The 25832-nt window shown below is 39.5% G+C and carries 20 protein-coding genes; 8 read left to right on the forward strand and 12 right to left on the reverse strand.

Going from position 1 to position 25832, the window contains the following annotated elements; all coding sequences use genetic code 11:
• Nucleotides 1–85: 85 nt before the first annotated feature.
• Entirely contained in the window at nt 86–979 is an 894-nt protein-coding gene (locus tag I6E82_RS06515; protein ID WP_024607712.1) for an AraC family transcriptional regulator, read from the forward strand.
• Nucleotides 980–1059: 80 nt separating this feature from the next.
• Nucleotides 1060–2091 (forward strand): LacI family DNA-binding transcriptional regulator, encoded by a 1032-nt coding sequence (locus I6E82_RS06520; RefSeq protein ID WP_024591929.1) that lies wholly within the window; start codon nt 1060–1062, stop codon nt 2089–2091.
• Nucleotides 2092–2186: 95 nt separating this feature from the next.
• On the opposite strand, the gene gtfA is transcribed toward I6E82_RS06520, so the two are convergent.
• Nucleotides 2187–3659, reverse strand: coding sequence for a sucrose phosphorylase (gene gtfA / locus I6E82_RS06525; RefSeq protein ID WP_101216380.1), 1473 nt, complete (start codon nt 3657–3659; stop codon nt 2187–2189).
• Between the two features lie 176 nt (nt 3660–3835).
• Between gtfA and I6E82_RS06530 the strand changes: the two genes are divergently transcribed.
• From I6E82_RS06530 to I6E82_RS06540, 3 genes are all read left to right on the forward strand, one after another.
• Nucleotides 3836–5062 (forward strand): MFS transporter, encoded by a 1227-nt coding sequence (locus I6E82_RS06530; RefSeq protein ID WP_197117210.1) that lies wholly within the window; start codon nt 3836–3838, stop codon nt 5060–5062.
• A 171-nt stretch (nt 5063–5233) separates the two neighbouring features.
• The gene (locus tag I6E82_RS06535; RefSeq protein ID WP_197117212.1) at nt 5234–7630 is read left to right on the forward strand and encodes a TonB-dependent siderophore receptor; all 2397 of its coding nucleotides are present in this window, start codon (nt 5234–5236) and stop codon (nt 7628–7630) included.
• Between the two features lie 113 nt (nt 7631–7743).
• A complete protein-coding gene (locus tag I6E82_RS06540; RefSeq protein WP_197117214.1) occupies nt 7744–8691 on the forward strand; it encodes a carbohydrate kinase family protein in 948 nt (315 codons plus the stop codon).
• Between the two features lie 44 nt (nt 8692–8735).
• On the opposite strand, the gene I6E82_RS06545 is transcribed toward I6E82_RS06540, so the two are convergent.
• From I6E82_RS06545 to I6E82_RS06560, 4 genes are all read right to left on the reverse strand, one after another.
• Nucleotides 8736–9092 (reverse strand): nuclear transport factor 2 family protein, encoded by a 357-nt coding sequence (locus tag I6E82_RS06545; protein WP_231616876.1) that lies wholly within the window; start codon nt 9090–9092, stop codon nt 8736–8738.
• 253 nt (nt 9093–9345) lie between these two features.
• Complete coding sequence (locus I6E82_RS06550) at nt 9346–9726, reverse strand: STAS/SEC14 domain-containing protein (RefSeq protein ID WP_002960091.1); 381 nt, start codon at nt 9724–9726, stop codon at nt 9346–9348.
• 98 nt (nt 9727–9824) lie between these two features.
• Entirely contained in the window at nt 9825–10517 is a 693-nt protein-coding gene (locus I6E82_RS06555; protein ID WP_121954411.1) for a cupin domain-containing protein, read from the reverse strand.
• A gap of 49 nt (nt 10518–10566) precedes the next feature.
• Nucleotides 10567–11187 carry a glutathione S-transferase family protein gene (locus tag I6E82_RS06560; protein ID WP_197117218.1) on the reverse strand — a complete coding sequence of 207 codons (621 nt, stop codon included), beginning with the start codon at nt 11185–11187 and terminating at the stop codon, nt 10567–10569.
• A 389-nt stretch (nt 11188–11576) separates the two neighbouring features.
• Between I6E82_RS06560 and I6E82_RS06565 the strand changes: the two genes are divergently transcribed.
• The gene (locus tag I6E82_RS06565) at nt 11577–12095 is read left to right on the forward strand and encodes a TetR/AcrR family transcriptional regulator (protein WP_024597781.1); all 519 of its coding nucleotides are present in this window, start codon (nt 11577–11579) and stop codon (nt 12093–12095) included.
• 87 nt (nt 12096–12182) lie between these two features.
• Here I6E82_RS06565 and I6E82_RS06570 read toward each other — a convergent pair whose 3' ends face one another.
• From I6E82_RS06570 to I6E82_RS06590, 5 genes are all read right to left on the reverse strand, one after another.
• On the reverse strand, nt 12183–13652 hold the full coding sequence (locus I6E82_RS06570; protein WP_010553606.1) for a carbon starvation CstA family protein: 1470 nt from the start codon (nt 13650–13652) through the stop codon (nt 12183–12185).
• Nucleotides 13653–13921: 269 nt separating this feature from the next.
• Complete coding sequence (locus I6E82_RS06575; protein ID WP_197117219.1) at nt 13922–14839, reverse strand: carbohydrate kinase family protein; 918 nt, start codon at nt 14837–14839, stop codon at nt 13922–13924.
• 2 nt (nt 14840–14841) lie between these two features.
• Nucleotides 14842–16365 carry a mannitol dehydrogenase family protein gene (locus I6E82_RS06580; RefSeq protein ID WP_169060747.1) on the reverse strand — a complete coding sequence of 508 codons (1524 nt, stop codon included), beginning with the start codon at nt 16363–16365 and terminating at the stop codon, nt 14842–14844.
• Between the two features lie 60 nt (nt 16366–16425).
• A complete protein-coding gene (locus I6E82_RS06585) occupies nt 16426–18147 on the reverse strand; it encodes a purine-cytosine permease family protein (protein ID WP_007584312.1) in 1722 nt (573 codons plus the stop codon).
• 210 nt (nt 18148–18357) lie between these two features.
• A complete protein-coding gene (locus I6E82_RS06590) occupies nt 18358–19032 on the reverse strand; it encodes an HAD family hydrolase (protein WP_197117220.1) in 675 nt (224 codons plus the stop codon).
• 427 nt (nt 19033–19459) lie between these two features.
• Here I6E82_RS06590 and I6E82_RS06595 point away from each other — a divergent pair, with 427 nt between their 5' ends.
• Both I6E82_RS06595 and I6E82_RS06600 read left to right on the forward strand, forming a co-directional pair.
• Nucleotides 19460–20986: a catalase gene (locus I6E82_RS06595; protein WP_197117221.1), complete on the forward strand. Its 1527-nt coding sequence runs from the start codon at nt 19460–19462 to the stop codon at nt 20984–20986.
• A 134-nt stretch (nt 20987–21120) separates the two neighbouring features.
• Nucleotides 21121–21636 (forward strand): ankyrin repeat domain-containing protein, encoded by a 516-nt coding sequence (locus I6E82_RS06600; RefSeq protein WP_197117222.1) that lies wholly within the window; start codon nt 21121–21123, stop codon nt 21634–21636.
• A 72-nt stretch (nt 21637–21708) separates the two neighbouring features.
• Here I6E82_RS06600 and I6E82_RS06605 read toward each other — a convergent pair whose 3' ends face one another.
• Both I6E82_RS06605 and I6E82_RS06610 read right to left on the reverse strand, forming a co-directional pair.
• Nucleotides 21709–24864 carry a M1 family aminopeptidase gene (locus I6E82_RS06605; protein WP_231616877.1) on the reverse strand — a complete coding sequence of 1052 codons (3156 nt, stop codon included), beginning with the start codon at nt 24862–24864 and terminating at the stop codon, nt 21709–21711.
• Nucleotides 24858–25721, reverse strand: coding sequence for an ABC transporter ATP-binding protein (locus I6E82_RS06610; protein WP_197117223.1), 864 nt, complete (start codon nt 25719–25721; stop codon nt 24858–24860). The genes I6E82_RS06605 and I6E82_RS06610 overlap by 7 nt, the downstream gene beginning before the upstream one ends.
• Between the last annotated feature and the right edge of the window lie 111 nt (nt 25722–25832).

A 25832-nucleotide genomic window follows, 5' to 3' on the forward strand; every position in this document is an offset into this window, starting at 1 on the left:
TAAACTAACAAGTACCTAAAAACTTGATTAGCTGTCCACAAAAGTTGTCTGTGAGTCCAAACTAATAAAAACCTAAAGGATTGATATGCACACATCTCAGTTAAACAAAAAACGCCAACAACTTGATGTATTAATAGAAAATAAAGTCACATTCGCTGCAGATAGCAGTGAGTTGAGTATTTACGACACGTATCAAAGCGCGCAAAAGGTAGCACTGCACTCAAACGAGCTGCTGTTTTGTGCCATGCTTAGCGGCAAAAAGGTAATGCACGTAGAAAGCAGCCAATACCATAAAGCATTTTTACCACACGAGTCGTTTGTATTAGCGCCAGAGCAAGGTGTTTTAATTGATTTTCCACAAGCATCAATGCACGCCCCAACCACCTGTTTAGCCATTGAAATTAGCACAGATAAAATAACGAGCGTGGCGAATGCACTTAACATGCAGCAAAACTTTGCACACGATGGCTTATTTGAATATGTACCTCAGTTAGTACATACCCAACATAATATTCAAACGCAGCAATTATTAGAGCGCATGGTGCATTTATTTAGTGAGCAAGGCGCACAGCGACATTACTTGATTGATTTGTCGTTGAACGAATTGATCACCCGTTTATTACAACAACAAAGCCGCGAGCTATTGCTAGCTAGCTGCGATAAGCCACGCCTTAAAACAAAAGTCAGCGATGCCCTGCTTTATATTGAAGAACACTTAAGTGAAACGCTCGACATAAATACCTTATGCAAAATAGCATGTATGAGCCGAAGTAAGTTTTATCAGCAATTTAAACTCGCATTTGGCACTAGCCCAGCCCTTTGGCAGCAACAATTAAGACTTAAAAAAGCGCGTACTCAGTTACTACAAGGCCATGCAATTAGCAAAGTTTGCTTTGATGTTGGATTTAATAGCGCGAGCCACTTTAGTCGCCTATTTAAACAAACCTTTGGCATTGCGCCTAAAGAGTGCCGACATTAGCTCTAAAATCTTATTTTTTTACTTTGCTAACGCCCTGAATATGTTAGTTTATTAACATGAGTATTGAGTAAAGAATTGGTATGAGTAAGCAAACCCGCTGGACCCTTAAAAGTATTGCTAAAGAGTTAGGTGTGTCTAACGCGACAGTATCTAATGCGTTTAATCGCCCTGATCAGCTATCGGCTAAACGCCGAGACGATATTCTCGCAGCGTGTAAAACTTTGGGCTATTACGGGCCTAATAAGGCCGCGCAATCATTGCGTAATGGCACATTCAATATTGTCGCTTTAGTGCTGCCCGATAGTGTGGAGTATATGGTGTCGGACCCTGTAGCTAGTAGCTTTATGCGCGGTGTTACCTCAGTGCTCGAAAAAAACGGCATTAATGTTTTATTGTTTTCAGGTAATAGCGATAACCTTAACAACGTGGTCGACTTTGTAGATGGCTTTATTTGTTATGGCCGCCCTCGTAATAACGCGTTAGTAGAACAGTTAAAAACAGTGTCTAAACATGTAGTGACAATTGATTTTGATATTGCTCGCAATGCCTCTGTAAATATTAATAACGAGCAAGCAAGTTACGAAATAGCTAAACACGTACTGCATAATCAAAACGATAAAGTGGCTATATTAGGGCTTAGATTACTTGATGAAAACGTATTATGCCGCGTGTATGAGCATCACGAATTTGAAACCGGACAATCTATTTCGCATCAACGTTTACGTGGTTATCAACGCGCTTTAAGCGAGGCAAATATTACGGTAGCTGACGATCGCATTTGGAACATTCCTGAAAGTAGCGAACGTTTTGCCAATATTGCTGCAAAAGAAGTACTTAGTGCATCACCGCGTCCTAACGTTATTATTTGTATGAGTGATTTAATTGCGCTTGCCACAATGCGAGAAGCAATAAAACAAGGCATAAAAATAGGTGAAGAACTGCGTATTGTGGGCTTTGATGGTATTGATGAAGCAGCCCGGTTTGTACCTCGCCTCACCACTATTCATCAAAACAGCCAAGAAAAAGGCGTTATAGCCGCCGAATTATTTATTTCTAAAGAAGAAAAAACTCAGGAAGTCAGTTACGAATTAGAGATTGGTGCGAGTAGTTAGCTTACAAACCTTGCAATAGTTTTATGTGTTAAAAAGCCAAGCTACTTAAGCTTGGCTTTTGCTTTACATGGCGTTTGTAAATTACTTTTATAGTATTAAGCTAAAAATGAATTTAAGTTAATCGTTGTTTCTTCATCACCGTTTACTTGCGTAATAAGCGCATGGCGTAATTTAAAATCAACAGTAAGTGAAATAGTTTGCTCATCTAGTTGCCACGATAAACAACATATACTGCCTTCACCTTGGGCACTAAATTCACCTGCAAACGCGGGGTGTGAATTGCGAATTTTAATTAATTCAATTAAACCTTTTACTACAGGCTTATTTAAGGCTTTGTCGATTATATTTGCATCTAAATATGGGCGGTTAATATCACGGCCAACATTTGTATTTGTCAGTAATTCCATGTCGTTTTCGCAAGCAAATAGGCCGCCGTAATAAACTTGTGGTACACCTGGAGCAAAAAATTGAATTGCACGCGACAGTAAGTAATCAAAGTCTTTAGCGCCTAATGCGTTGTAGTACGTACAGTTAACTTGGTATAAGTCGACATTACTCGCCGCAGCGCCTGTAGCTTGGCGGCTTTGGTTGTTGCTGTTGGCGTGCATTGTTTCTACTAGGTTATCAATCTGCTGTGCATTTAATAGCCCTGGTTTGTCGCCCATTGGACCTGCATCAATAATGCCAATACCGTCGTGTGTATCAAGTACAGTTAAGCAATTGCGTGGCGAAATTTGTAACCATTTGAGCAGTGCATCTACATCGTTATTAAATAAGCTGTGTAAAATAAGCGGTGGTAACGCAAAGTCGTAAACCATATTTACGCGTGTTGCCACTTCTACCTGAGTTTGATAATGGCTATGAATTTCTGCAATGGTTTCCATGCCTAAATCGTTTGCTTGCTTAGATAAGTTATCTAGGTAGCCAAACGTTTCATCAAGCATAAAGCAGTTAGTGCCAGCTTGCTTAATGGCGTAACCCGCCGCATCTAAACGAATAATATTTACATTGTTAGCCGAAAATTTAGTAAGTACGTTATTTAAATACGCAACACCGGCTTCTACTTTTACGTTTATGTCAATTTGGTTATCGGTAAAAGTGGTCCAGAAGTCATACGCTTTACCATCACCACATTTCATTGGGGTAAAGCAACTACCAGGACGTGGGCGGTAAATTGCTTTTTGCTCAGCTTCGCTCATACCATTTGGAAACACATCTTCTTTGGTTAAAAACAAATCCCAAAATTCTGATTGCTTACCTTTAGCTAATACATCTTGAAACTGAAAAGACTGCGCCGATACATGGTTAACAATTAGGTCTGCCATTAAGTCGAGATCTTTACCTAATACTTGTATGTCTTCCCAAGTGCCTATTCTAGAATCAACTTCACTATGATCAATAGGGTCAAAGCCAGCATCGCTGCCATCAATAGGATTGTAAAATGGCAATAAGTGCACACCACCAAATACGCCTTTTAAAGGGCCGTTTAAAAGTGTGGTTAGCGCGCCTATATTTTGGCCAGTGATTCGATCTGCATATGTGATCAATTGAACTTTATTCTTCATCATTGTGTGATTACCATGTTGAAACTTAATCGATTAAGATATATCTTTAACTAGCGAGTAATAATTTACAAGTAATTTTTAATAATTTTACATACAAATTTTTTGTCTCACGTAATACTACAGTAAGCAACTGACTGACTTACGAAGTGTTAATAGAGAATTTAACGAGGAATAAACACATGACAAAATCACACACACACGTAAGCAGCGACCCACTGCAACAAATACGCTGGCTTACATACATGATGTTTTTTATGTTTGCCATGACCTCTGACGCAGTCGGCATGATAATCCCCGAACTTATAAAAGATTTCGGTTTGAGCATGACTCAAGCTAGTGCATTTCATTACGCTCCCATGGCACTAATAGCCTTTAGTGGATTATTTTTAGGCTTTTTAGCTGACAGCCTTGGCCGTAAAAAAACCATTATGCTAGGTCTATTAATATTTTCTGCGAGTTGTTTTTTATTTGCATTTAGCACCAGTTTTACCTTCTTTTTAGTATTGCTTTGCTGCATAGGCCTGGCCATTGGTTTATTTAAAACCGGCGCACTGGCATTGCTTGGCGATATTTCGCATAGTAACGACGACCATACTAAAACCATGAACAAGGTTGAGGGCTTTTTTGGCATTGGCGCTATTGTAGGCCCCGCCCTAGTCGGTGTTTTATTAGTGCAAAACGTTAGTTGGACATACCTGTATATTACTGCGGGCGTAATGTGTTTAATTCTTGCTTTATTAGCATGGCGCGCAGACTACCCTGACGTAGTTAAAACAACTGAAAAGCCAGCCTCTTTGGCCACCACCATGAAAATGGTAAAAAACCCTTATGCACTTGGCTTTTCTTTAGCTATTGCACTTTATGTAGCGACTGAAGTGGCTATTTATGTATGGATGCCGACGCTATTAAAGGACTACACAGGCTCTTGGCCGCTCCTTGCCACTTATGCACTTACTATATTTTTTATACTACGTGCTGCAGGTCGTTTTATTGCCGTATGGTTACTAAATCGTTATAGCTGGCAAGGTGTTATGGCTTATTTAAGCTTAGGTATTGCGCTTTGTTATGTGGGTACACTTATTGGGGGTGTTGATTGGGCTGTAGGGTTACTACCTCTTTCAGGTTTATTTATGTCTATGGTTTATCCAACTTTGAACTCTAAAGGTATATCGTGTTTTCCTGCTGAGCGCCATGGAGCCGTAGCCGGGGTTATATTATTTTTTACCGCATTATCAGCTGCTTTAGCCCCTTTATTTATGGGTATGATCAGCGATTACTTTGGCCATGTGCGCTATGGCTTTTACTTGGCAACAGGGTTTGCCGTGATTTTATTTATAGCTATGTTGTTCAATTATTTACGCGACCCATCAATGAGTGCTTTACAAGAAAGTAACCCAACAGCTTAATAAACTTGTATCTCAATACAATAAAAAATACATTTAAAATCAACATATGAATAATAAAAGAGCAAATTAAACACAAAATGATTTGCTTATTGTAAAATATTTGTTATTTTTACTTAATCGATTAAGTAAAAATAACAAACCCTACTGGGATCAACACAACGAGGCGTTCACATGACAACACACAATACACCTTTATATTTAATCAGCGCTTTAGCACTTGCCGTAAGCCAAGGCGTTAACGCACAAGAAACAGACCAAGCAACACCTGAAGCATCACAAAACAAAGGCCTTGAAACAATTGTTGTAACTGGCGTACCACGTCGAACAACAATCATGGCTTCAAGCGTATCAGTTAGTAGCGTATCACTTGAACAAGTTCAAGTGTCTACGCCTCGCTCAACAGCCGAGGCTTTTAGAATCATCCCTGGTATTCGTGCAGAATCTACAGGTGGCGAAGGCAATGCAAATATTGCTGTTCGTGGCCTGCCAGTTGCTTCAGGCGGTGCAAAATTTTTACAATTACAAGAAGATGGTTTACCTGTACTGCAATACGGTGATATCGCTTTTGGTAATTCAGATATTTTTATGCGATTAGATAACACTGTACAAACTATCGAGTCGATTCGTGGTGGCTCAGCATCTACTGCAGCAAGTAATGCACCTGGTGGCATTATTAACTTTATCTCTAAAAATGGCGAAAACGAATCCGGCAGTGTGTCTACAACACTAGGCTTAGATTACGACAGCGTTCGTACAGACTTTGAATACGGCACTTACTTAACCGATAGCGTACGTTTTCATGTTGGTGGTTTCGTTCGACAAGGCGAAGGCCCGCGCGAAACAGGTTACACGTCTAATAAAGGTGGCCAAATAAAAGCTAACCTTACTAAAGATTTCGACAACGGTTACGTGCGCCTTTATTACAAACACTTAGACGATAAGAGTGTTGGCTACCTTCCTATGCCAATGTACTCAAATGGTGACTCTATTGCTGGCTTTGATGCACAATCAGACACACCTCACTCAGCGTTATTTACTAAAACAGTACGTTTAAATGGTGAAAACCAAATCAGTAGCGGCGATATCCGCGATGGTATGAATCCAAAGGTTGACTCTTTTGGTTTTGAAGCTGTATTTGATTTAGATAACGATTGGCGTATCGAAAACCGTTTTCGTAAATCATCAATAAGCGGCAACTTTAACTCGCTTATTCCTGCTGAGGTTGGCAGCGCATCATCTATTGCACAGAGTATTGGTGGTGTAGGCGCAACACTCAGTAACGCAAACACGGGCGCTGCATTTAACGACGACCTCGCTATGCGAATTCATACGTTTGACGTAACAATGAACGACTTCGATTCGCTAGTTAACGACTTTAAACTAACTAAATCGTTTGATGATGATACCAGCATTACCTTTGGTTATTACGCGTCAACTCAAAACATTGCTATGTCGTGGTTATGGAATTCATACCTTATGGAGCTTAAAGGCGACAATGCAGCATTATTAAATGTTACTGCAGCTGACGGCACTGAATTTTCAGAAAATGGTTTATATGCATATGGCACACCTTACTGGGGAAACTGTTGCCAACGTGATTACGACACAGAGTACGACACCCGTGCACCATACGTTGCATTCTCTACTAAATTTGGCGACGTAAGCATTGATGCAAGTGCCCGTTACGACAGTGGCGAAGCTCGCGGTAACTATGCAGGTGCTGTAACATCAACTGTAGATATGAACCGCGACGGTGAAATATCAATCCCTGAGCAAAACGTTGCAGGTATTGATATTGCCAACGCCAGTCCAGTAAATTACGACTGGAACTATTCTTCTTATTCAATTGGTGCTAATTATCAAATTGATCCAAGCCTTGCTACGTTTGCACGCATAAGTAAAGGTGGGCGCGCAAATGCTGACCGCCTTTTATTTGGTAAAGTACGCGCCGACGGCTCTGTTGCAAAAGAAGACGCTGTTGATGAAGTGAACCAATTTGAGTTTGGTGTTAAAAAGCGCTTTGATTCATTATCAGTGTTTGCTACTGCGTTTTTTGCCGAAACTGAAGAGCAAAATTTTGAAGCAACATCACAAACGTTTTTTGACCGTGAATACGAAGCAAAAGGGATTGAAATAGAATCTACTTACTTTATTGATGCATGGGATTTTCGCGGTAATTTAACCTGGACCGATGCAGAAATAGCAAAAGATGCGCTTAACCCAGATGTTGTAGGTAATACGCCACGTCGTCAAGCCGATTTAATTTACTCATTAATGGCACGTTACAACTATGAAAAAGGCGCTGCAGGGGTAAGTTTCATTGGTACTACCGATGCATATGCTCAAGATAATAACGACTTACAATTTGACGGCTACACACAGGTAAATGGCTTTGTAAGCTATGACTTATCTGAAAACCTTAATATTGCGCTTAATGTGAATAACCTATTTGATACAGTAGGTATAACAGAAGCAGAAGAAGGTTCAGTACCTGAAAATAACATTATTCGTGCCCGTACTATTAACGGGCGCACAACGTCGGTAACTTTAAAATACGCTTTTAACTAAATGTGTGTATTGCGCTGCGGTGAGTAATCACTGTAGCGCCTTTTAAAGTATGAATAAATAACACCCTTCAGGTTTTTTAGCCTAGCCTTGCTAGGCTTTTTAGGATATTCCAAATGACTAAACTCCTGTGCTTAGGCGAGCTATTAATTGATATGCTGCCACAAGATGCTAATAACTCGGCCTATTTACCTATACCAGGTGGCGCGCCTGCCAATGTAGCTGTTGGCTACGCAAAACTCGGCGCAGAGGCTGCATTTTGTGGTGGTAAAGGGGACGATCATTTTGCCAGTCAATTAAGTAATGCATTAGCGCAATACAATGTAAATACAGACTATTTATTTACCATTGCAGGCTCACAAACCGCCATGGTTATAGTAAGTCTTGATGAAACCGGCGAGCGTAGTTTTGGCTTTTATCGCCATAACACAGCCGATGTACTATTAACCCAGGCGCATTTAGCGCATATAAATTGGCAAGAAATAAGCACACTACACTTTTGTTCAAACACATTAACCGAATCAGCAATTGCCAACACAACAGTTAAAGCGCTAGAAATTGCAAAAGCGAATAATAAGCTCGTCAGTTTTGATGTAAATTTACGCTACAGCTTGTGGGAAAACACAAGCGATATAGCAAGCAATGTAAAAGCCTGTTACACCTATTGTGACATAGTAAAACTCTCGCGTGATGAGCTTATTTTTTTAGCCCAGCATAGCGATACAACGAGCGATGATTACATTCAAATGCTATTAAATACCGGAGTAAAACTGGTGTTTTTAACCGATGGACCAGAGCCTGCCACGGTTTACCACAGCGCATTTACACTTAACGAATCGGCACCAAAAATAAACGCCGTAGATACAACAAGCGCAGGTGATGCATTTATAGCGGGGGTTTTATACTACTTAAATAACTTAGGAAGTGATTTACCACTAGCCGATAAACTAAATGATAAAGCGAGCGTAAAAGGCGCCCTGCACTTTGCTCTTAAATGTGGCTCTAAAGCGTGTTTAGCTAAAGGGGCATTTCCGGCATTACCTGTGCTGGCTGATGTACTTTAAATGATTAAAGCCCCATATTACGGGGCTTTAAATTAGAGTTGTATCTATTGCTTTATAAAGGTGACACCTTTAGGTATTTCATCTTGGGGTAATCGAGTTGAGTGCATTTGCGATAACAACCATTTATCGCCCACTTTTGATACAACGGCACTTTCTAACCAATAAATATCAATGCTTCTTTCGGTGTTTTTAATATTGGCTTTATTCCAGTAATTAATAAATGCAACATCACCCACTACACGCGAATTTATAACACTAAAATAATTAGTTCTTATAAAGTCAGAAGGCTTAACAACATTTATAAAGTCATTAATAGTCCACACTTCACCGTGCTCTAAAAGTAAAAATGAATCATCAACGGCTGCACGCATTTGCGTGTGATCAACGTTAGAAACAGCCATAAAAAGATCGCTCACCGGCGTGAATATGTTGTTATCTTTTGCATGTATCGATGTCGAAAATATCAGGAATGTAATAAAGGTAAGTACTTGTTTCATTGTTTTTATAATGTGTAGTTTGCTCAATAATAATGAGTGTATTTTAATAGAGCAGTATTAACAATTGAAATAAACCGAATGTAACTACCTAACAATGTTACCCATAGAGCTAAAAAGCACTCTATAAGAGTGCTTTAATTTAATTTTTTCAATCAAGCTATTCGTCTAGCCAATCTATGGCTGCGGTAGCATTTTCAAAGTATTGAACCTCACCCGATATGAACCAGTTACCTATTTTTGCCATTCGAGCTTGCCACTCTTTATTACCGTAAATAGCTACTTTTTTAAATTCTTTAGAGTGTTTAACACCTAACTTTAAGTCATCCCACGCTGCGCGTAGTTCCCAACCTTCAAGTTCGCTACCATCTATTAAAGCATTGACAACTGGGTGCTTAACTTCGCCAAGAGCTGAATTTATCATTGGGGTAATTATTTTGTAATCGTCGTGAGTAAGCGTACCAACGGCTTTAAGTTTTAAAAAAAACTCTCTTCCTGCACGTTCAAGACCAATCGATAAACCATGTGTTGTGTGTACCATTACTGCTCTCCTTAAATAGGCTGAGTGGTAAAAGTACACCTTCTAAAATTAATTAGTCCTGAACTAAATCAATAAATAATCTCAAATAAACGACTCAATTACGCATTTTGTACGCGAGATATCTGGTTTTCTACATCAGTTAAATGGCCCGTTTTAAGCCATACTTTTGCACCATTACTTCCCGCTTTAACGTTAACAGAGCTGTTAATAGGCACTCTTAACCAACTGTTTTTTACAAGGGTATCGGCTTGCTCATCAAATGAGCCTTCAAGTACTAGCAGCTCTGCTCCGCCTTTTGCGTTTATAACCATGCAGGCGTTGGGCTTAAAGTGCAGCAAGCTTACCTCTTCAAAGCTGTCTTTGTATAAAGGGGTTACGGCTACATTTTTAAAACTAGGGTGCGCCGTACTTTGCATCAAGTCTGTTTGTAAACGCACGTGGGTTCGATCATCTGGCTGAAACTGCCATAACTTTACAAATATAACGCAGCCATTTTCAGACCCCGGTTTGTGCTTTGATTGCGGTGGATTACGGATATAAGAACCTGCCACAAAGTCACCGTGCTCATCTTGAAATACCCCTTCAAGCACAACAAACTCTTCACCGCCTGTATGTACATGCGGCGAAAATTCACTGCCAGGTGCGTAGCGAACAATTGTTGTTGCACGAGCAACTTCATCGCCTACTCGATCTAGTGCTCGTCTATCAACGCCCACCATTGGCGATGCAACCCACGGGAGCGTTTCGCTATGTACCACAACTCGTTTACTAAAATCGGCAGCAATTTTCATATTTGGCTCCTAACCGTAACTCCACTTAAATTTTAAACTAATAACCTAATTAAGCCGCAACACTTGGGCGTTTTGCTACTTTTTCTTGCCATGCAACTAAATGGGTTAACTCATTCGGGATTGCTATTTGTGCAAATCCAGCAAATACCAGTCCAGCATACAATGTTATATCAGCAATACTAAATTGTTCACCAGCAACAAATGCCGATTGCGCTAGTACATCATTAAAATAGCTAAACCCTTGGCGTGCTTTTTCGCCTTGTTTTTCACCCCAAGCCACATTTTGATACGTTTCAAGCTCTGGACCTAAGCCATCAGTTGCATGATGAAAGTAAGTTGCCACAGCGTCAAGCACCATAGATTCTGCGCGTTTTTGCATCATGTTAATTACTGCACGCTCTTTTGCGGTTTCACCCATTAAAGATGGGCCTTCAAATGCGGTATCAATATACTCAGTAATAGCGGTACTTTCTGATATAAACGTGCCGTCATCTAGCTCTAATATGGGCACACCTGCTAATGGATTTTTAGCTAAGAAGGCTTCTGTTCTGTGCTCACCATTTAATAAATCAACAGGTACAAACTCAACATTTGCAGTGGCATTTTTTTCAGCTAAAGCGATACGAACACGAAGTGGGTTTGGAAAGTTTTCTACATCATAAATTTTCATAGCAATCTCTATCTTTATTGTTTAAAAGTGAATTAATGGCAGTAACCTACCTATCGATAGGTAATTTATAATATTAAACTAAATTTAAGTCAACGTTTAAATTTTTCTGATTTATAGGATTTAACTTAATTCATAATAAAATTAGGGGGTTGCTTAAAAATAAAAACGCTTGTAAATAACTACCTACTGGTCGATAATTTTGCTGTACCAATTGCATTAAATAGATGACCTATTATTGCGCTAAGAAAATAGCACAATAACAAGACGAAAATCATGACATGCAGTTATTCTGTATGAATAATTTTTAACGCAGTTAGTGAGTTATTTAATGCGATACAATGATCATGTTTTAATAAAATTGGTATTGCTACGGATAGGAAATATTAAAAATGAGTAAAAAAGAAGCTTTATTAAAAGCAGCTGAAAACAAGGTGCGCCTTGGCGGATACAGTAATTTTAGTTTTAGAGAGCTCGCCAGCGAAGTTGGAATTAAGAGCGCCAGTGTGCACTATCACTTTCCGACTAAGGCCGATTTAGGTGCTGAGCTTGCTCATCAATATACTAATTCTTTTTTAGCTGCGTTAGGCGAGCCAAGCGAGCTTAAAGCCAGCGGTAAAAATCCTATTGATGTCTACACTCAGCTTTTTAGAAGTGCTTTAGTTACCGACCGAAAAATGTGTTTATGTGGGTTACTAGGAGCCGAAAGCGATAGCCTTCCAGATAAAGTACGCCTTGAAGTAAAACGCTTTTTTAATCAAAACCTAACATGGCTTAGCGCTGCGCACCTAGCTAATGGTGAGCTTAACCCTACTAAAGCAGCTATTCAAACAGTGAGCTTGCTTGAGGGCGCTATGATGATAAGCAAAACGCTCGACGATAACAGTTACTTTGAACTTGCAACTCAGTAATACCTAAATTTAGTACACAAAAAAAGCGAGCTATTCATTATGAATAGCTCGCTTTTTTAATGCTTGAAATAACTTATGTGATTATTATTAAACCGCTGTTGGTTTAACTTTATGCTTAGAGTGCACAATAGCTAAAACAATTAAGCCAATCACTGTTACTACAGCACCAATAGGTTTACCTAAATCACTTGATAAGTTAAGACCAATTGCGGCAGTACCAATATAAGAAACCGTTACCGCAGTTGCTATAACAGCAGGAACACTCGCAATCCAATGGAATGTACCACGGTCAAACAAGTACTTAGTGGCAAGCCATAATACGCTTGTAGAAAGCAGCATATTTGAAAATGCAAAGTAGCGCCAAATTAATGAAAAATCGAGTTTCGTCATAAAGTAAGCAATAGTAAGTATAGGTACAGCCACTAATAAGCGATTACGTAAACTTTGTGGAATATTAAACGCATCAACAACTGTTAAACGTAATGAGCGGAACGCTGTATCACCAGAAGTAATTGGGAAAACGGCTACTGCAATAATTGCCATTATACCGCCAAATACACCTAAGTAACTGTTAGCTACATGATTAACAACTAAACCTGGACCACCTTGGTCAAGCAACGCTTTTAAGCCCGCGTAACCATCTGGGAACGCTGCAATACCAGCAAGTGCCCATACACAACCTACAATACCTTCACACATCATAGCGCCGTAATAAACCGGACGTACGTATTTTTCGTTAGTTAAACAGCGCGCAATAATTGGCGCTTGAGTAGAGTGAAAACCACTAATAGCACCACAGGTAATTGTTATAAACAACAATGGCCATGTTGGTAATCCATCTGGATTTGGCTCTAAAAAGTCATGTGCGTGGTCAGCTTCAAAGTAAGCTAAAAAGTCACTTGGTACCGGTAAGTGCGGCGCATTAATTAGTAATGAAATAGCAATTGCCACTGTCATTACAATCATTAGCGCACCAAAAATTGGGTAAAACTTCGTGATAATTTTATCAATTGGTAGCAAGGTAGCTAAAAAGTAATACGCTAAAATAGCGAGTACCCAAAAGGTATTATTTGCCAGTATTGTACCTTCAAAGAAATCAAGGTTACTTAGCAAACCTGCAGGGCTCATAATAAATACTACACCTACAAAAAACAGTAGCATGGCAGTAAATACAAGCATAAAGCCTTTAAATACGACGTTGTAATAATGGCCTGCGATTTCTGGTAGGCTTTTACCGTCTTCTTTTATACTCATTACACCTGAGAAAAAGTCGTGTACAGCGCCACCTAAAACATTACCAAGTACAATCCATACTAGTGCAACTGGTCCGTATAAAGCACCTAAAATTGGACCAAATATTGGACCTACGCCAGCAATGTTTAAAAACTGAATTAAAAATGCTCGTACAGGGTGAATAGCTACGTAATCAACACCTTCGCTAAAGCGTTTTTGTGGTGTGTCAGCAGTTGAATCCAAACCGGCTTGTTTTTCAACAAATGGGCTGTAAAACTTATAGCCCAGTATTAAAATAGTGAGGCAGATAAAAAAGATGATCATAAAGCACGTTTCTCTTTTTGTATTTTAGTTATAGAGCGCATTGTGTGTCGCCCCGCCTTTTCAATCCGTGAATAATCGACGAACAATAACAAAGCTTCAACCCTCAAACAATAAGACGTTTAGCTAATACAATAATCGATATAAGCCACTATTTACGCAACCTGCACACTTAACGTTCCACATTGAATATTTATTACACACGTCTTATTTTGGGCACAAAAAAAGCGGTTAAACTTTAACGTTATAACCGCTTTCACACACAATAATTTTTAAAGTGGGTCCATAAACTCACTAATTTGTTGATGCGTTAATGTAGGTGTTGCACCAGAACTTTCGGCAACCATTGCCCCAACTGCACACGCAAAATTAACGGCATATTGCGCGTCGTCGTTGCTACAAAGTTGATAAATTAACGAGCCTAAAAACGAATCCCCAGCGCCAACAGTGTCAATTACGCTAATTAAATAACCTGAATTATAAAAATTCTCGCCTTTGATTGTTAATAAAGCACCGTGGCTGCCTTTAGTTACACATAAGTAATCGGTATTTGTTTGCTGTGCTATAAACGCTAAATTTTGTTCAAGCGAATGAAACTTACAACCCATCGCTTTTGCTATTTCGTATAGCTCTTCATCGTTTAACTTAATAAAGTCTGCTTTATTCATTAAATCTACAAGTGTTTCTAGCTTGTAATGCGGTGCACGTAGATTTACGTCAAATACTTTAAAGTTTGCTACATCAACTAGTTGATTTAACGTTGCTAAAGACGCTTCGCTTCGCCCAATTAGGCTGCCAAATACAAATACATCGCTACTTTTAACTTTACTAAGCAACTCATCAGTAAGCGCTATATTATCCCACGCAGTGTCTGCCACTATTTCATAACTTGCAGAGCCACCACTGTCGAGCGTTACCTCAACCGTGCTAGTTTTTTTGTCACTATCAATAGCAATGTATTCGCAGCTTACGCCTTTGCTAGTAATTTCGCCTAGTAACTCAGCGCCTAACTCGTCGTTACCAACAGCGCTGATCATATCGGCTTTAATGCCTAGTGAGTTAATACGCACACACATATTAAGTGGCGCGCCACCTAAGCGTTTACCTGAATCAAAACAATCCCACAGCACTTCGCCAAAGCAGCTAACACTTACGTTTTCGCCTGATTTATGATTAATTAAAATGCTCATAATTAGTTACTCTTTTGATCAAGTACAGCCTGCATAATGGCTTTAATTTTACTATTAGGTGCATACAACGCAGCAATCGACTTTTTATATTCAGCAGTAAACGTTTCGTTATGCTCAAGCTTACCAAACAAGCTCGTTAACTTTAAAAATGCAATCGGGCTAGTTTGAGTCTCTTGCGCGTAAGAATTAAGCTCTTTGTGCATCGCATCTTGAATTTCAAGCTTTTCGCCGTTTTCACTTAAACCCTTATCGCTGTATAAACACCAAGTTGCAATAACAAGCGTTGCCAGTGATACATCTCGACCTTGTACTAGGTTTTCGTTAATTGTGGCAATTAAAAACTTAGGCAGTTTAGCTGAGCTTTCACTACAGATACGCGCTAGGCTGTCTTTAATATTAGGATTAGCAAAACGCTCTATTAACGTATCTTTGTAGCTTTCAAGGTCAATGCCTTCAAGTGGTTCAAGATTTGGCGTTACTTCTTTATCCATAAAAGCACGCAGGTATGTGGCAAATAATTCATCCGATACCGTTTCATCAATAGTGCCATAGCCATGGATTGAACCTAATAAACCAAGCACAGAATGCCCTGCATTAAGTAAGCGTATTTTCATGGTTTCATAAGGCGTTACATCAGTAACAAACTGTGCACCAACAACGTCCCAATTTGGGCGAGAGTCACTAAATGTGTCCTCTATTACCCATTGTGTAAACGACTCACAGGTAATTGGCCACTCGTCGCTAACACCATATGCATCAACCACGTAATCAATATCACTCTTTTTAGATACCGGTGTAATACGGTCAACCATCGCATTTGGAAACGATACGTTTTGCTCAATCCACTCACTTAGGTCTTTGTCTTGCTCTGTAGCAAAGGCTAAAAGCATTTTGCGTGTTACGTTACCGTTGTGCTGAATGTTATCGCACGACTGCACTGTAAATGCGCCTAAGCCTTGCTCTTTACGCAGTTTTAACGCAGCAGTAATGTAACCAAACGCTGTAATTGGGTCGTTCGGGTTATTAATGTCGTTAATAATATCTGGATTACTGTAATCAAACTCGCCCGTTGCAGGGTTAAAGTTGTAGCCGCCTTCGGTAATAGTAAGCGACACAATTTTAGTATCGCTGTGCGCTAACTTATTAATTACCGCTTGTTTGTCCTCTGGAGCAAACAAAAAGTCGATCATTGAGCCAATTACTTTGTTATCTATTTTACCGTCTGGGTGTCTAACAGTAAGCGTATAAAGGTAATCTTGCTGCTTTAAAATATCACGCAGACCACGGTTACCCTCTAAAAGGCCAACACCACATATGCCCCATTGCTCAGAGCCTGGAGTTTTTAAAAGCTCGTTAACATATACCGCTTGATGAGCACGATGAAAACCGCCCACGCCAATATGAACAATACCGGCTTTAACTGCGCTACGGTCGTAGGTTGGTGTATCAACATGGCTTGGTAATTGAGCCAAGCTTTGTTGGTTTAGCCCTGTAACTAGAGCGTCAGTGTGTTGATGTTGCGTCATGGTGCGACCTTACTAAACAAAAATAAAATATAAATTACGATACTGTATTACGATAAGTAATTACGATGCTGTATTGAGTACTTTATGGCGTTTTAACGACCAGTACGCAGTAACAAAATAAATAACAGTACAAATAAAACAGGCTATTTCGAACTGCGATTTATTAGCGCTGTACATACTCATAGTTTCACTGAAAAACATTACTTGGCTGGCAAATATAAAAATAATAACCAGTGAAACCGTAGAAACCGCATTAAGTACTTTGGTAAATACAGAGCTGTCAATTACTGGCTTTGGAATGTCTTTAGCTTGTGCAGCTTGATATTCTTTAATATCACGTTGCTCTTGCTCTTCTGCTTCAATCTCTTGTGTGTAATCTTCACCGGCGCCGTATTTTTTAGCTAAAAGCGTATAAATAACGATTGTGAAAATCCACGTAGGAATAAACAAGTAGTAAAACGACATTACATCAATAGCATTTAAACCAAAGCCAAACACAAGCGCTAACGCCCAAGATGCTATAGCCGGTACGCTGCGGGTAATGTTTTTATATTTAGCCCAGTAACGTGTTAGGCCAATTTTAGGAAATAACACATGTTCAGCAAACACAATGCCGCCTACTGGCACAACTAATAAGCCTGCGTAGGTAAGTAGCGGAAGCATTTGTGAAAATACAAACGGGAAACACGCAATAATCACGGTTACAACACCTACAATAGCGGTTGTGCGTTCACGTGATTGATTAACAAATATAGATTGTGCTGCAAGACCTGCACGGTAAAGGTTTGCGTTAGCTGTAGTCCAACCGGCAATAATTACAATAACAAAGCCAGTCCAACCTAATGCATGGTATGCAACATCGCCCGGATCAAGTGATGAAATAGTTGTTTTAAGTAATACCGCAACACCTGCGCCCATAATACCGGCAGAGATCCACGCTAAGTAATGACCAAAAAACATGCCCACGCCAGAAAACAAGCCATAGCTTTTGCGTTTAGCAAATCTAAAAATAGCCATGTCGATTAAACCAAAGTGAGTAATTGAGTTAGCAGCCCATGCAAAGCCAATCACTTCTAATAGGCCAATGCCTTTTTCACCATCGGCATTGGTGCCCGTCCATATGGAGGAGTCGCCTATGGTCATAAAGTCGCTAAAGCTAGTTAAAGAGGTAGAACCTAATACGTGATTTGAAAGCTCAGGGAATAACGCGAACGAACCTGCAATAAATATAACAAATAGCCACGGCGCGCACAGTTTCGAAAAGTCAGCAACCGTAGAAAAGCCATACATCGCAACAAACACAACAATAGAGCCAACAGCTAAAACAATGGCTACAAACCAAAAGCTATTTGGATACCAATCAAGTTGCGCAGGTATATCAAACAAAAACCGCACGGCGGTGGAAGATACCGTGATCATGGCGGCCGATATAACACTAAAAATAACCACGTTAGCCCAGTTATAGAGCTTGGTCATTGAGTTACCAGCGATTTTGTTTAAGTAGTTATATAAACTTAAGCGGGTTTCTACTGCAATGGGTGCAGTAATCAGCCACCAAGAACACATTGCTAACAGGTTACCTATTAATAAACCCAGTAGAATGTCGATGGTTGAAGCGCCTAATGCAACAAACGTTGCACCAATAACAAATTCAGTAGCCGCAACATGTTCGCCAGCATATAGCCCTGCAAAATGTTTCCAGCCATGAAGCTTATTATTAGCAACAGGAAGTTGCTCTTCGTTTACATCTTTAAATGTTTGTGTGTGTGGACTCGTTGCCATGGTATTTCCTATTGTTAACAGCAAAGTATTTAATACCTAAATACTTTGCCTTTTATAATTTGGCTTATAAACGCATGATGTTTTGCCATGTTTTGTTTTATTTTTAGTAAAGCAAAACCATCTACATTTATATTTTGCGTTTGCTTGCCTGTCAGTGAGTAAGGCGAGCAAATCGCGTTTAAAACTTGGTGTATTTAAAAAGCCGCGTGTTTACTGCTTTTTAAGTGCAGGGTATGCACTAAAAAAATCTTGCCAATGCGTTAAATGATCAACATTTGGGTAAGCACTGTGCACATGATTAACAGAGCCTTGCATATGTTGCCCACCGCTGTAATGCAGTACTTGCATGTTGGCGTCAATTCCTGCATTTACGCCGGCTTTACTGTCTTCAATCACTAAACAATGCTCTGGCTTTACACCCATTTTTTTAGCTGCATGTAAAAATAAATCGGGTGCTGGTTTGCCACGCTTAACTTCGCTGCTGGTAAAAACCGTATCGCTAAAGTACTTACTTAAACTCACTACGCTCAACGCTTTTGCGGTGCGTGCTGGGCTGCTGCTAGTAGCTATACAAATAGGCACAGCTAAATTGTTAAGTACGTCTTTTATACCGTCAGTCGTGGTTAGCCCGGTTTCAAATTCGTTTAACAGTGCTTCGCGGTAGTCACCTTCAAAGCTTTCAGGAAGAGTGACATTAAATGCATCCGCTATTTTTTGGCTTACTGTTTTAAAGTTGCAGCCTAAAAAGTGTTGCTGTACATAAGCACGGTCAATCTCAACGCCTTTTTCAACAAGCATATTAATGAGTACTTGTGCGCTTAAAATTTCGCTATCAATAACAACGCCATCACAATCAAATATCACTAGCTCAATGTTAGTATTCATCTTGTCACCTTATTAAAACTGTTTGGTTTAGCTAATTTAAGTATAACGAGTTAAGCGCGATTAATATTGTGCAGCTTTTTAGTGCAACTCAATAATGAGTATAAGCCCACCGATTGAGCATATTCCCTTTATTGCACGAATATGTCAACACACTGTAAGTATAAAACGCACCAGCTTGGTGAAAATACACTCAGATAAAACTAAAAACCTTTGTATTTAATCAACTTTGTAAAAGCATATTGCGACCAAGGTCGTAGTAAAAAAATTCAGTTAACGTAAAAAGTGCTCCTGTTAATTTATTTCATCTGTTTTACAAATCACATCAATCTAATTAATCAGTTTTACCGAAGTTAATAAAATCAATACTATCGTTAACAGATTAACAGCCTGCACCACTGCCGGCACTTTTAAATAGATGAGGTCGACAATGAATACTCAAATAAACAAAACAAAATTAACACTAACTGCACTAGCACTTGCAATGGCATTACCGGCAAGCGCAGCGACAACACTTACTAAAGATAACGGCGCAGCTGTTGGCGACAACCAAAATTCAATTACTGCAGGCGAACGTGGCAGTGTATTACTAGAAGACGTGCAACTAATTCAAAAACTGCAACGCTTTGCACGTGAGCGTATTCCTGAGCGTGTTGTGCATGCTCGTGGTACCGGCGCACACGGTGTGTTTGTAGCATCAAAAGAGCTAGACGATTTAACAATTGCAGCACCGTTTGCACAAGCTGGTAAAGAAACAGACGTATTTGTTCGTTTTTCATCAGTAATTCACTCAAAAGGCAGCCCAGAAACACTGCGTGACCCACGTGGCTTTGCAACTAAGTTTTACACAGACCAAGGTAACTGGGATTTAGTAGGTAACAACTTACCGGTGTTCTTTATTCGCGATGCGATTAAATTTCCAGACATGGTTCACTCGTTAAAGCCATCACCGGTTGATAACATTCAAGATCCTAACCGCGTATTCGATTTTTTCTCGCACGAACCAGGTTCTACACAAATGCTAACGTGGGTTTACAGCGACTACGGTACACCAGCAAGTCTTCGTAAAATGGACGGTTGGGGTGTACATGCATACAAAATGATTAATAAATCGGGCGATGTTAAATACGTTAAGTTTCATTGGGTAAGCCAGCAAGGTATTGATAACCTTGACGCAAAAGAAGTGGCAAAAGTACAAAGCCAAAACTTTCAGCATTTAACACAAGATTTATACACTGAAATAAACAGAGGCAATTTCCCTAAATGGGATCTGTACATTAAAACGCTTGATCCATCGCAACTTGATGACTTTGATTACAACCCGTTAGATGCAACAAAAATGTGGTTAGACATTAAAGAAACTAAAGTAGGAACAATGACCTTAAACCGTATGCCAACTAACTTCTTCCAATCTACGGAACAAGTAGCAATGGCACCGGCAAACATTATTCCAGGTATTGAGCCTTCAGAAGACCGTTTATTACAAGGTCGTATGTTTTCATATGCTGATACACAAATGTACCGCCTAGGTGCTAACCACCAGCAATTGCCAATCAACCGTGCAAAAGTTGACGTAGTTAACTACAACCAAGACGGCGCAATGAATATTGGTAACACAACAAGCAATGTGAACTACCAGCCAAGCCAAGAAAACGTAGCTGAAAACCCAATTGCACGCAGAAGTAATACAGAGCTAAAAGGTTTTGTACAACAAGCCGCAATCAAAAAGCAGCAAAACTTCGCGCAAGCAGGTGTTATATACCGTGGTTTTAGCAAACAAGAACGTACAAACCTAATTAATAACCTAGCAGGCGATTTAGGTAAAGTGCAAAACATCAATGTTAAACACAAAATGCTTAGCCACTTTTACAAAGCTGATACTGAATACGGTACACGCTTAACTAAAGCTGTAAACGGCGACCTTAAAATGGTTAAACAACTAGCCGCTAACTTGTAAGTAGCTAGTTGTAATTAACTAGCTGTAAGTAATCAGTTGTAAAAATTAGTCCCAACTAAGCAAGCAGCTATATAAGCAACCACAATTATGAGGAAGGGATAACCCCCTTCCTCTTTTTATAAGAGACAATTGTTATGCGTAATTTATTAATTATAGTCGCTCTACTACTGAGCTTTACCAGTAGCGTTTACGCTCAAAATACATCAGATACACAAACACCCAGTTCGCAAGTTGAAAGCCAACATTCTGCAAAAACTCAATACGATAGCTTATTTGCTTATTACTTTGCCGCAGCACGTACAAACGACACCGCTGTAATAGAGCAATTTGTAGATGCTGGTATTCCTATCGACAGCTACAACAATAAAGGCTACACCGCGTTAATGATTGCTACTTACCATGGTAATAAAAACACGGTTAACACACTTTTACACTTAGGCGCTAATGCCTGTTTAGAAGATAACCGAGGCAACACAGCGCTAATGGCCGCTATTTTTAGAGGTGAATTTAGTATTGCTAAAACACTCGTATCACTTGATTGCGACAACGCGCATCAAAACAAAGCCGGCCAAACAGCAGAGCAATTTGCACAAACCTTTGGTCAACAAAAAGTTATAGAGTTACTAGCACAGGTAAATAATGCAAAGTAATCTGCGCGCAACAAAAAGCCCTAAAATAATAGGGCTTTTGATTTACTAAATATATGTTCAAATTAAACGTACTTACTCTAAAAACAGTGTGTTTATTAAGCTTTCTTGTTCTTTCCCAGCTTCATGTTTTAATGCTCGTATAAAATCCATAGAATTGGCGGGACTGTTTGGATAAGCATGATTTTTCCAAACCAACTTGAGCGCATTAATAATGGGTTTATCCCCAATCGCAGCGCGTAGCTTAGCAAAGACAATGGTTGCTCGCGAATATTGGTCAAAGCTTTGTGTAGCATCAACTAAGGCTGATCGCTCCTTTATGTTCATCAACATACTTTGCTCATAGCGTGTTGTTTCATACTCAACCAGCGCTTGCATGGTCGCTTTCCCATAACGCTGCTCTATAACAACAAGCTCAATATACTTTGCCATAGACTCCACTAAAAAAGCGCTATCTGAAAATACTCCATTACCAATATCATGGCCAAACCATTGATGCGCAGTTTCGTGAACTGCACGGCGATAGCGTTGATCAAAGCCTGCATTAGCACTTGGCTTTGCTCTAAAACCAACACTGTCTTCAATAAGTATAAGTTGCGGCAGGGCATAACCTGTTCCACCAAATTTAGGCGAGCCTATTAAGCTCAATTGTTTTGCTCTATATGGGCTTATATTATTAAGCCATTTTATTGTGTCGCCCATTGCACTGAGGTTTACGGCTATAGACTCCCCTCGTGCTGGCTCGTTTTTATCTTTAGCAAACACGTTTAACATCACGCCATTTTGCTGCTTGGTAACAGGGGAATAAGGCACCGTCACCCAAGCTGGGATTGCATTTATGGGTGTACGAGTCTCAAAATGAAATATTTCGCGGTCATCTTTGCTGGTACGTGATATTTCCTCTCCTTGGGTTATAACCTGATAATCACTTGTTGTACTCACTTTACTCGACATAGTAAGCCACTGGTAATGAGTACTTGCTTTCGCCGTTTTAGCAAATAGCTTCGTGGGTCTAATCACCGATTTCACTTTAAGTGCGTGTTGCTGACGAAGTATAGGATCGGTTAATTCATAATTATCTTGATAGCCAACAGTCGGCAATAAAGGCACTGATCGTATATAGCTAAATTCAGGGGTTATTATCTGATGGCCTCTCACTGGCCAAAGCTTAGCTTGATGAACATCAAACCGTGTAACTAGTTTACGTATTTCTCCTGGCTGCATTTCATTCTCAAACTTAAACACAGCTTGATTAAGCAAGGGAAAGCTTTTAGCCCTTTGCGCGCCATCGATTTCAATATCGGCCCATGTATAAAAACCAGAGCGCCCAACCAATATCTCTTTAATAGGATCTTGATGGGTGTTTTTTAAGGTATATATTAAGGAAAAATGAGCTTGCTGCTGATGCGGATAAAAGTCTACATTAGCATCAATGTGCACAATGTTTGGCTGTGCTACATTGCGCCATTGTGAGAATGCTTTTTCGTATTGTGCTTTAAATGCCTCGCGTTTATGCGAGTTGGTTAAAGGCTTCTCCTCAACCAGTCTTAAATGTAATTGAGTAAATAGTGCCACAGTGATAAGTAAAGGAATAAGTAACCAAAAATGTTTAACCCCCATTACTCTTCGGCTCAACCCGGCACCTCGGTGATTAAAAATCCCCGTAATTATAACTAAGCTTATACACGCAACTAACCAAACTGATATATAAGGCCAATAACTACTTATACTTGCACGATAACCCCAAAAGTTATCAGGTGCCTGCAAAGGCGTCCAACCAACACTCCACAATGTATGCGTAAGACCAAGATAAGTCATTATCGGTGTAAATTTGATCAGTAAAATAACAGCAATTAGCAAACCCGCAATAAGCTGCGAACGACACAAATTAAATACACACAAAAATACACACGCAATAATGGCAAGCACAATTGCCATCAAAAATAAAATGGTTAAATGTACTTCAAATTGATATGCACTGTGTAAAAACCACTGAGCTGCACTTGCCCCTAATAAGCTCATTGTTAAAAAAACCAATATCATAGTACCTAGGACCAATAACTGACTGTTTAAAAAGTAATATGTTTTGAGCGGTGTGGCAGCGATCAGCTCAGCTATATTATAGTATTTAGCGAAACAACTTACTTGCCAGCTCCACAAAGCCATTAATAAAGTGCCAAACAACAATTGCATATCAAATGCATAATAGCTAATTGCATCAAGGCTTGTGGTGCTCATAATACTCATTGGTTCAACATAACCAGATGACGAGGCAACACTATTAAAAACCATCACCGGCCAAACAAAAATAATCAGTAAAGTAACAGGGTGTGAAACCAAATTAACCAGCGTAATTTTGTATAAACTGGCCATCATCAAAAACGGTTTTTGCGTGACTCTCGCAGTTTTATATTCAGCGGGTTCTAACGTGTTGTAACGAACGCATTCGTTATTATTTTTACCATTTTCACTCTTTAATAATGTGTTTTTTTTATTTTTACTAAAAGTAATATAAAAAATACCAACAGCAAGCATACTCACAACAACGCGATTAATAGCAAATGAAGCTCCTAATGAATTGGTTAAACTGTTTATTACGGCGGTGTATGCAAAAGGGTCAAGCCAAACAAATAATGTATAAAAGCGATTGCTTATGATACTACTTCCAGCAAGCATTGGATTTCCGGTAATACTTGCAAGCATTATGTAGCCTATCCACAACACCGCAAAAACAACATAATTGGGTAATGAAGTCGTTGATTTATGGCAAACAAAAAAGGCAACAACAACTAAAAAGCAGCTATTTGGTAACAACACTAAAAAGCTATTAAATACAGTAAAAGAAACCATATTTGATATATAGCCAAATTGCCTTACATGCATGTATATCATTACTAAATCGCTAATTAAGCTAATAATAAAAACCAAGCAAATCAGTAAGCATACTCTTGCTAAACTGCGCTTAAATAAGCTAGGTTGCGTAGCATAAATAAGCTCCTGCATTGACGCGTGCTGATCTCGTAAAAATATAACGGGTGCCAATACTCCTACAAGCACAGGTAACTGCATCATTTGTAGCATTGTAATATTTAACTTAAATTGTTTTAACGAATCAACTTCAACTGTTGCAAGCCCAGAGGACAACATAACCGAAAATATTAAAGGAATAATAATGCACAGCCAAACAAGTGGTTGGCGCACTGCATATCGCCACTCATTAAAAATTAACATGTTTGACTTCCTTTATTGAGTGCAAAAAAGTACTTGTCTTGAAGCGTAGCGGGCGAGTTTATTGCATTTTGTGCAGGCGCTGTGTCTGCATAGACACGAAATGACGCTCTACCATAGCGATGGCTCTTACTTAATACATGCTGATTCGGTATGCCCGTAGGTAAACTTTCGAGCTGCCAAATCTTACCTTCTAAAGGAACTAGTAACTCTTTTACGTCACCGCTTTGTATGAGTGCTCCTTGATCTATAATGGCCACGTAGTGACATAAATTTTCTACATCTTCAACAATATGAGTCGATAACAATACCAACCTATTTTGACTAATACTAACGAGTAAATTATTTAAACTTTCTCGTTCCACAGGATCAAGCCCAGCAGTGGGTTCATCCATAATAATTAGTTTTGGGTTACCTAACAAAGCCTGAGCCACGCCAAAACGCTGCTTCATTCCTCCCGAAAAATTAACGACCTTTTTATTAGCAAACTGAGTCAAATTGGTTAGTTCAAGTAAGCTATTAATTTGGTTTTTGCGTGCATTACCATCTATGCCTTTTAATACGGCAATATGCTCAAGTAACGCCCGACAACTCATATTGGGATACACGCCAAAATATTGTGGTAAATAACCTAGCTGCGATCTAAGCGCATCTGGTTGGCTAATCACATCAAGGCCATTAAAATTAATATGCCCGGAGTCGGCATTTTGTAAACACGCGAGTGTGCGCATAAGTGTTGATTTACCCGCCCCATTTGGGCCAAGTAGACCGACCATACCGGCGGGTAGAGTGATCGTCACATCATTCAAAGCCTGCGTACCATCTGCGTATTTTTTGTTGATATTTTTCAGTGTAAGCATTAGTTTCATCCTTAATTGGTATAGCACCAGCTTAAGAAAGCAAGTCAATACAAGCGAGAAAACAATGGTTAACGTATTGAAATAAATGATGAACATAAAAAAGTAACGTTG

The organism is Pseudoalteromonas sp. NZS11 (assembly GCF_015864765.1).
Classification (GTDB): domain Bacteria; phylum Pseudomonadota; class Gammaproteobacteria; order Enterobacterales; family Alteromonadaceae; genus Pseudoalteromonas; species Pseudoalteromonas arctica.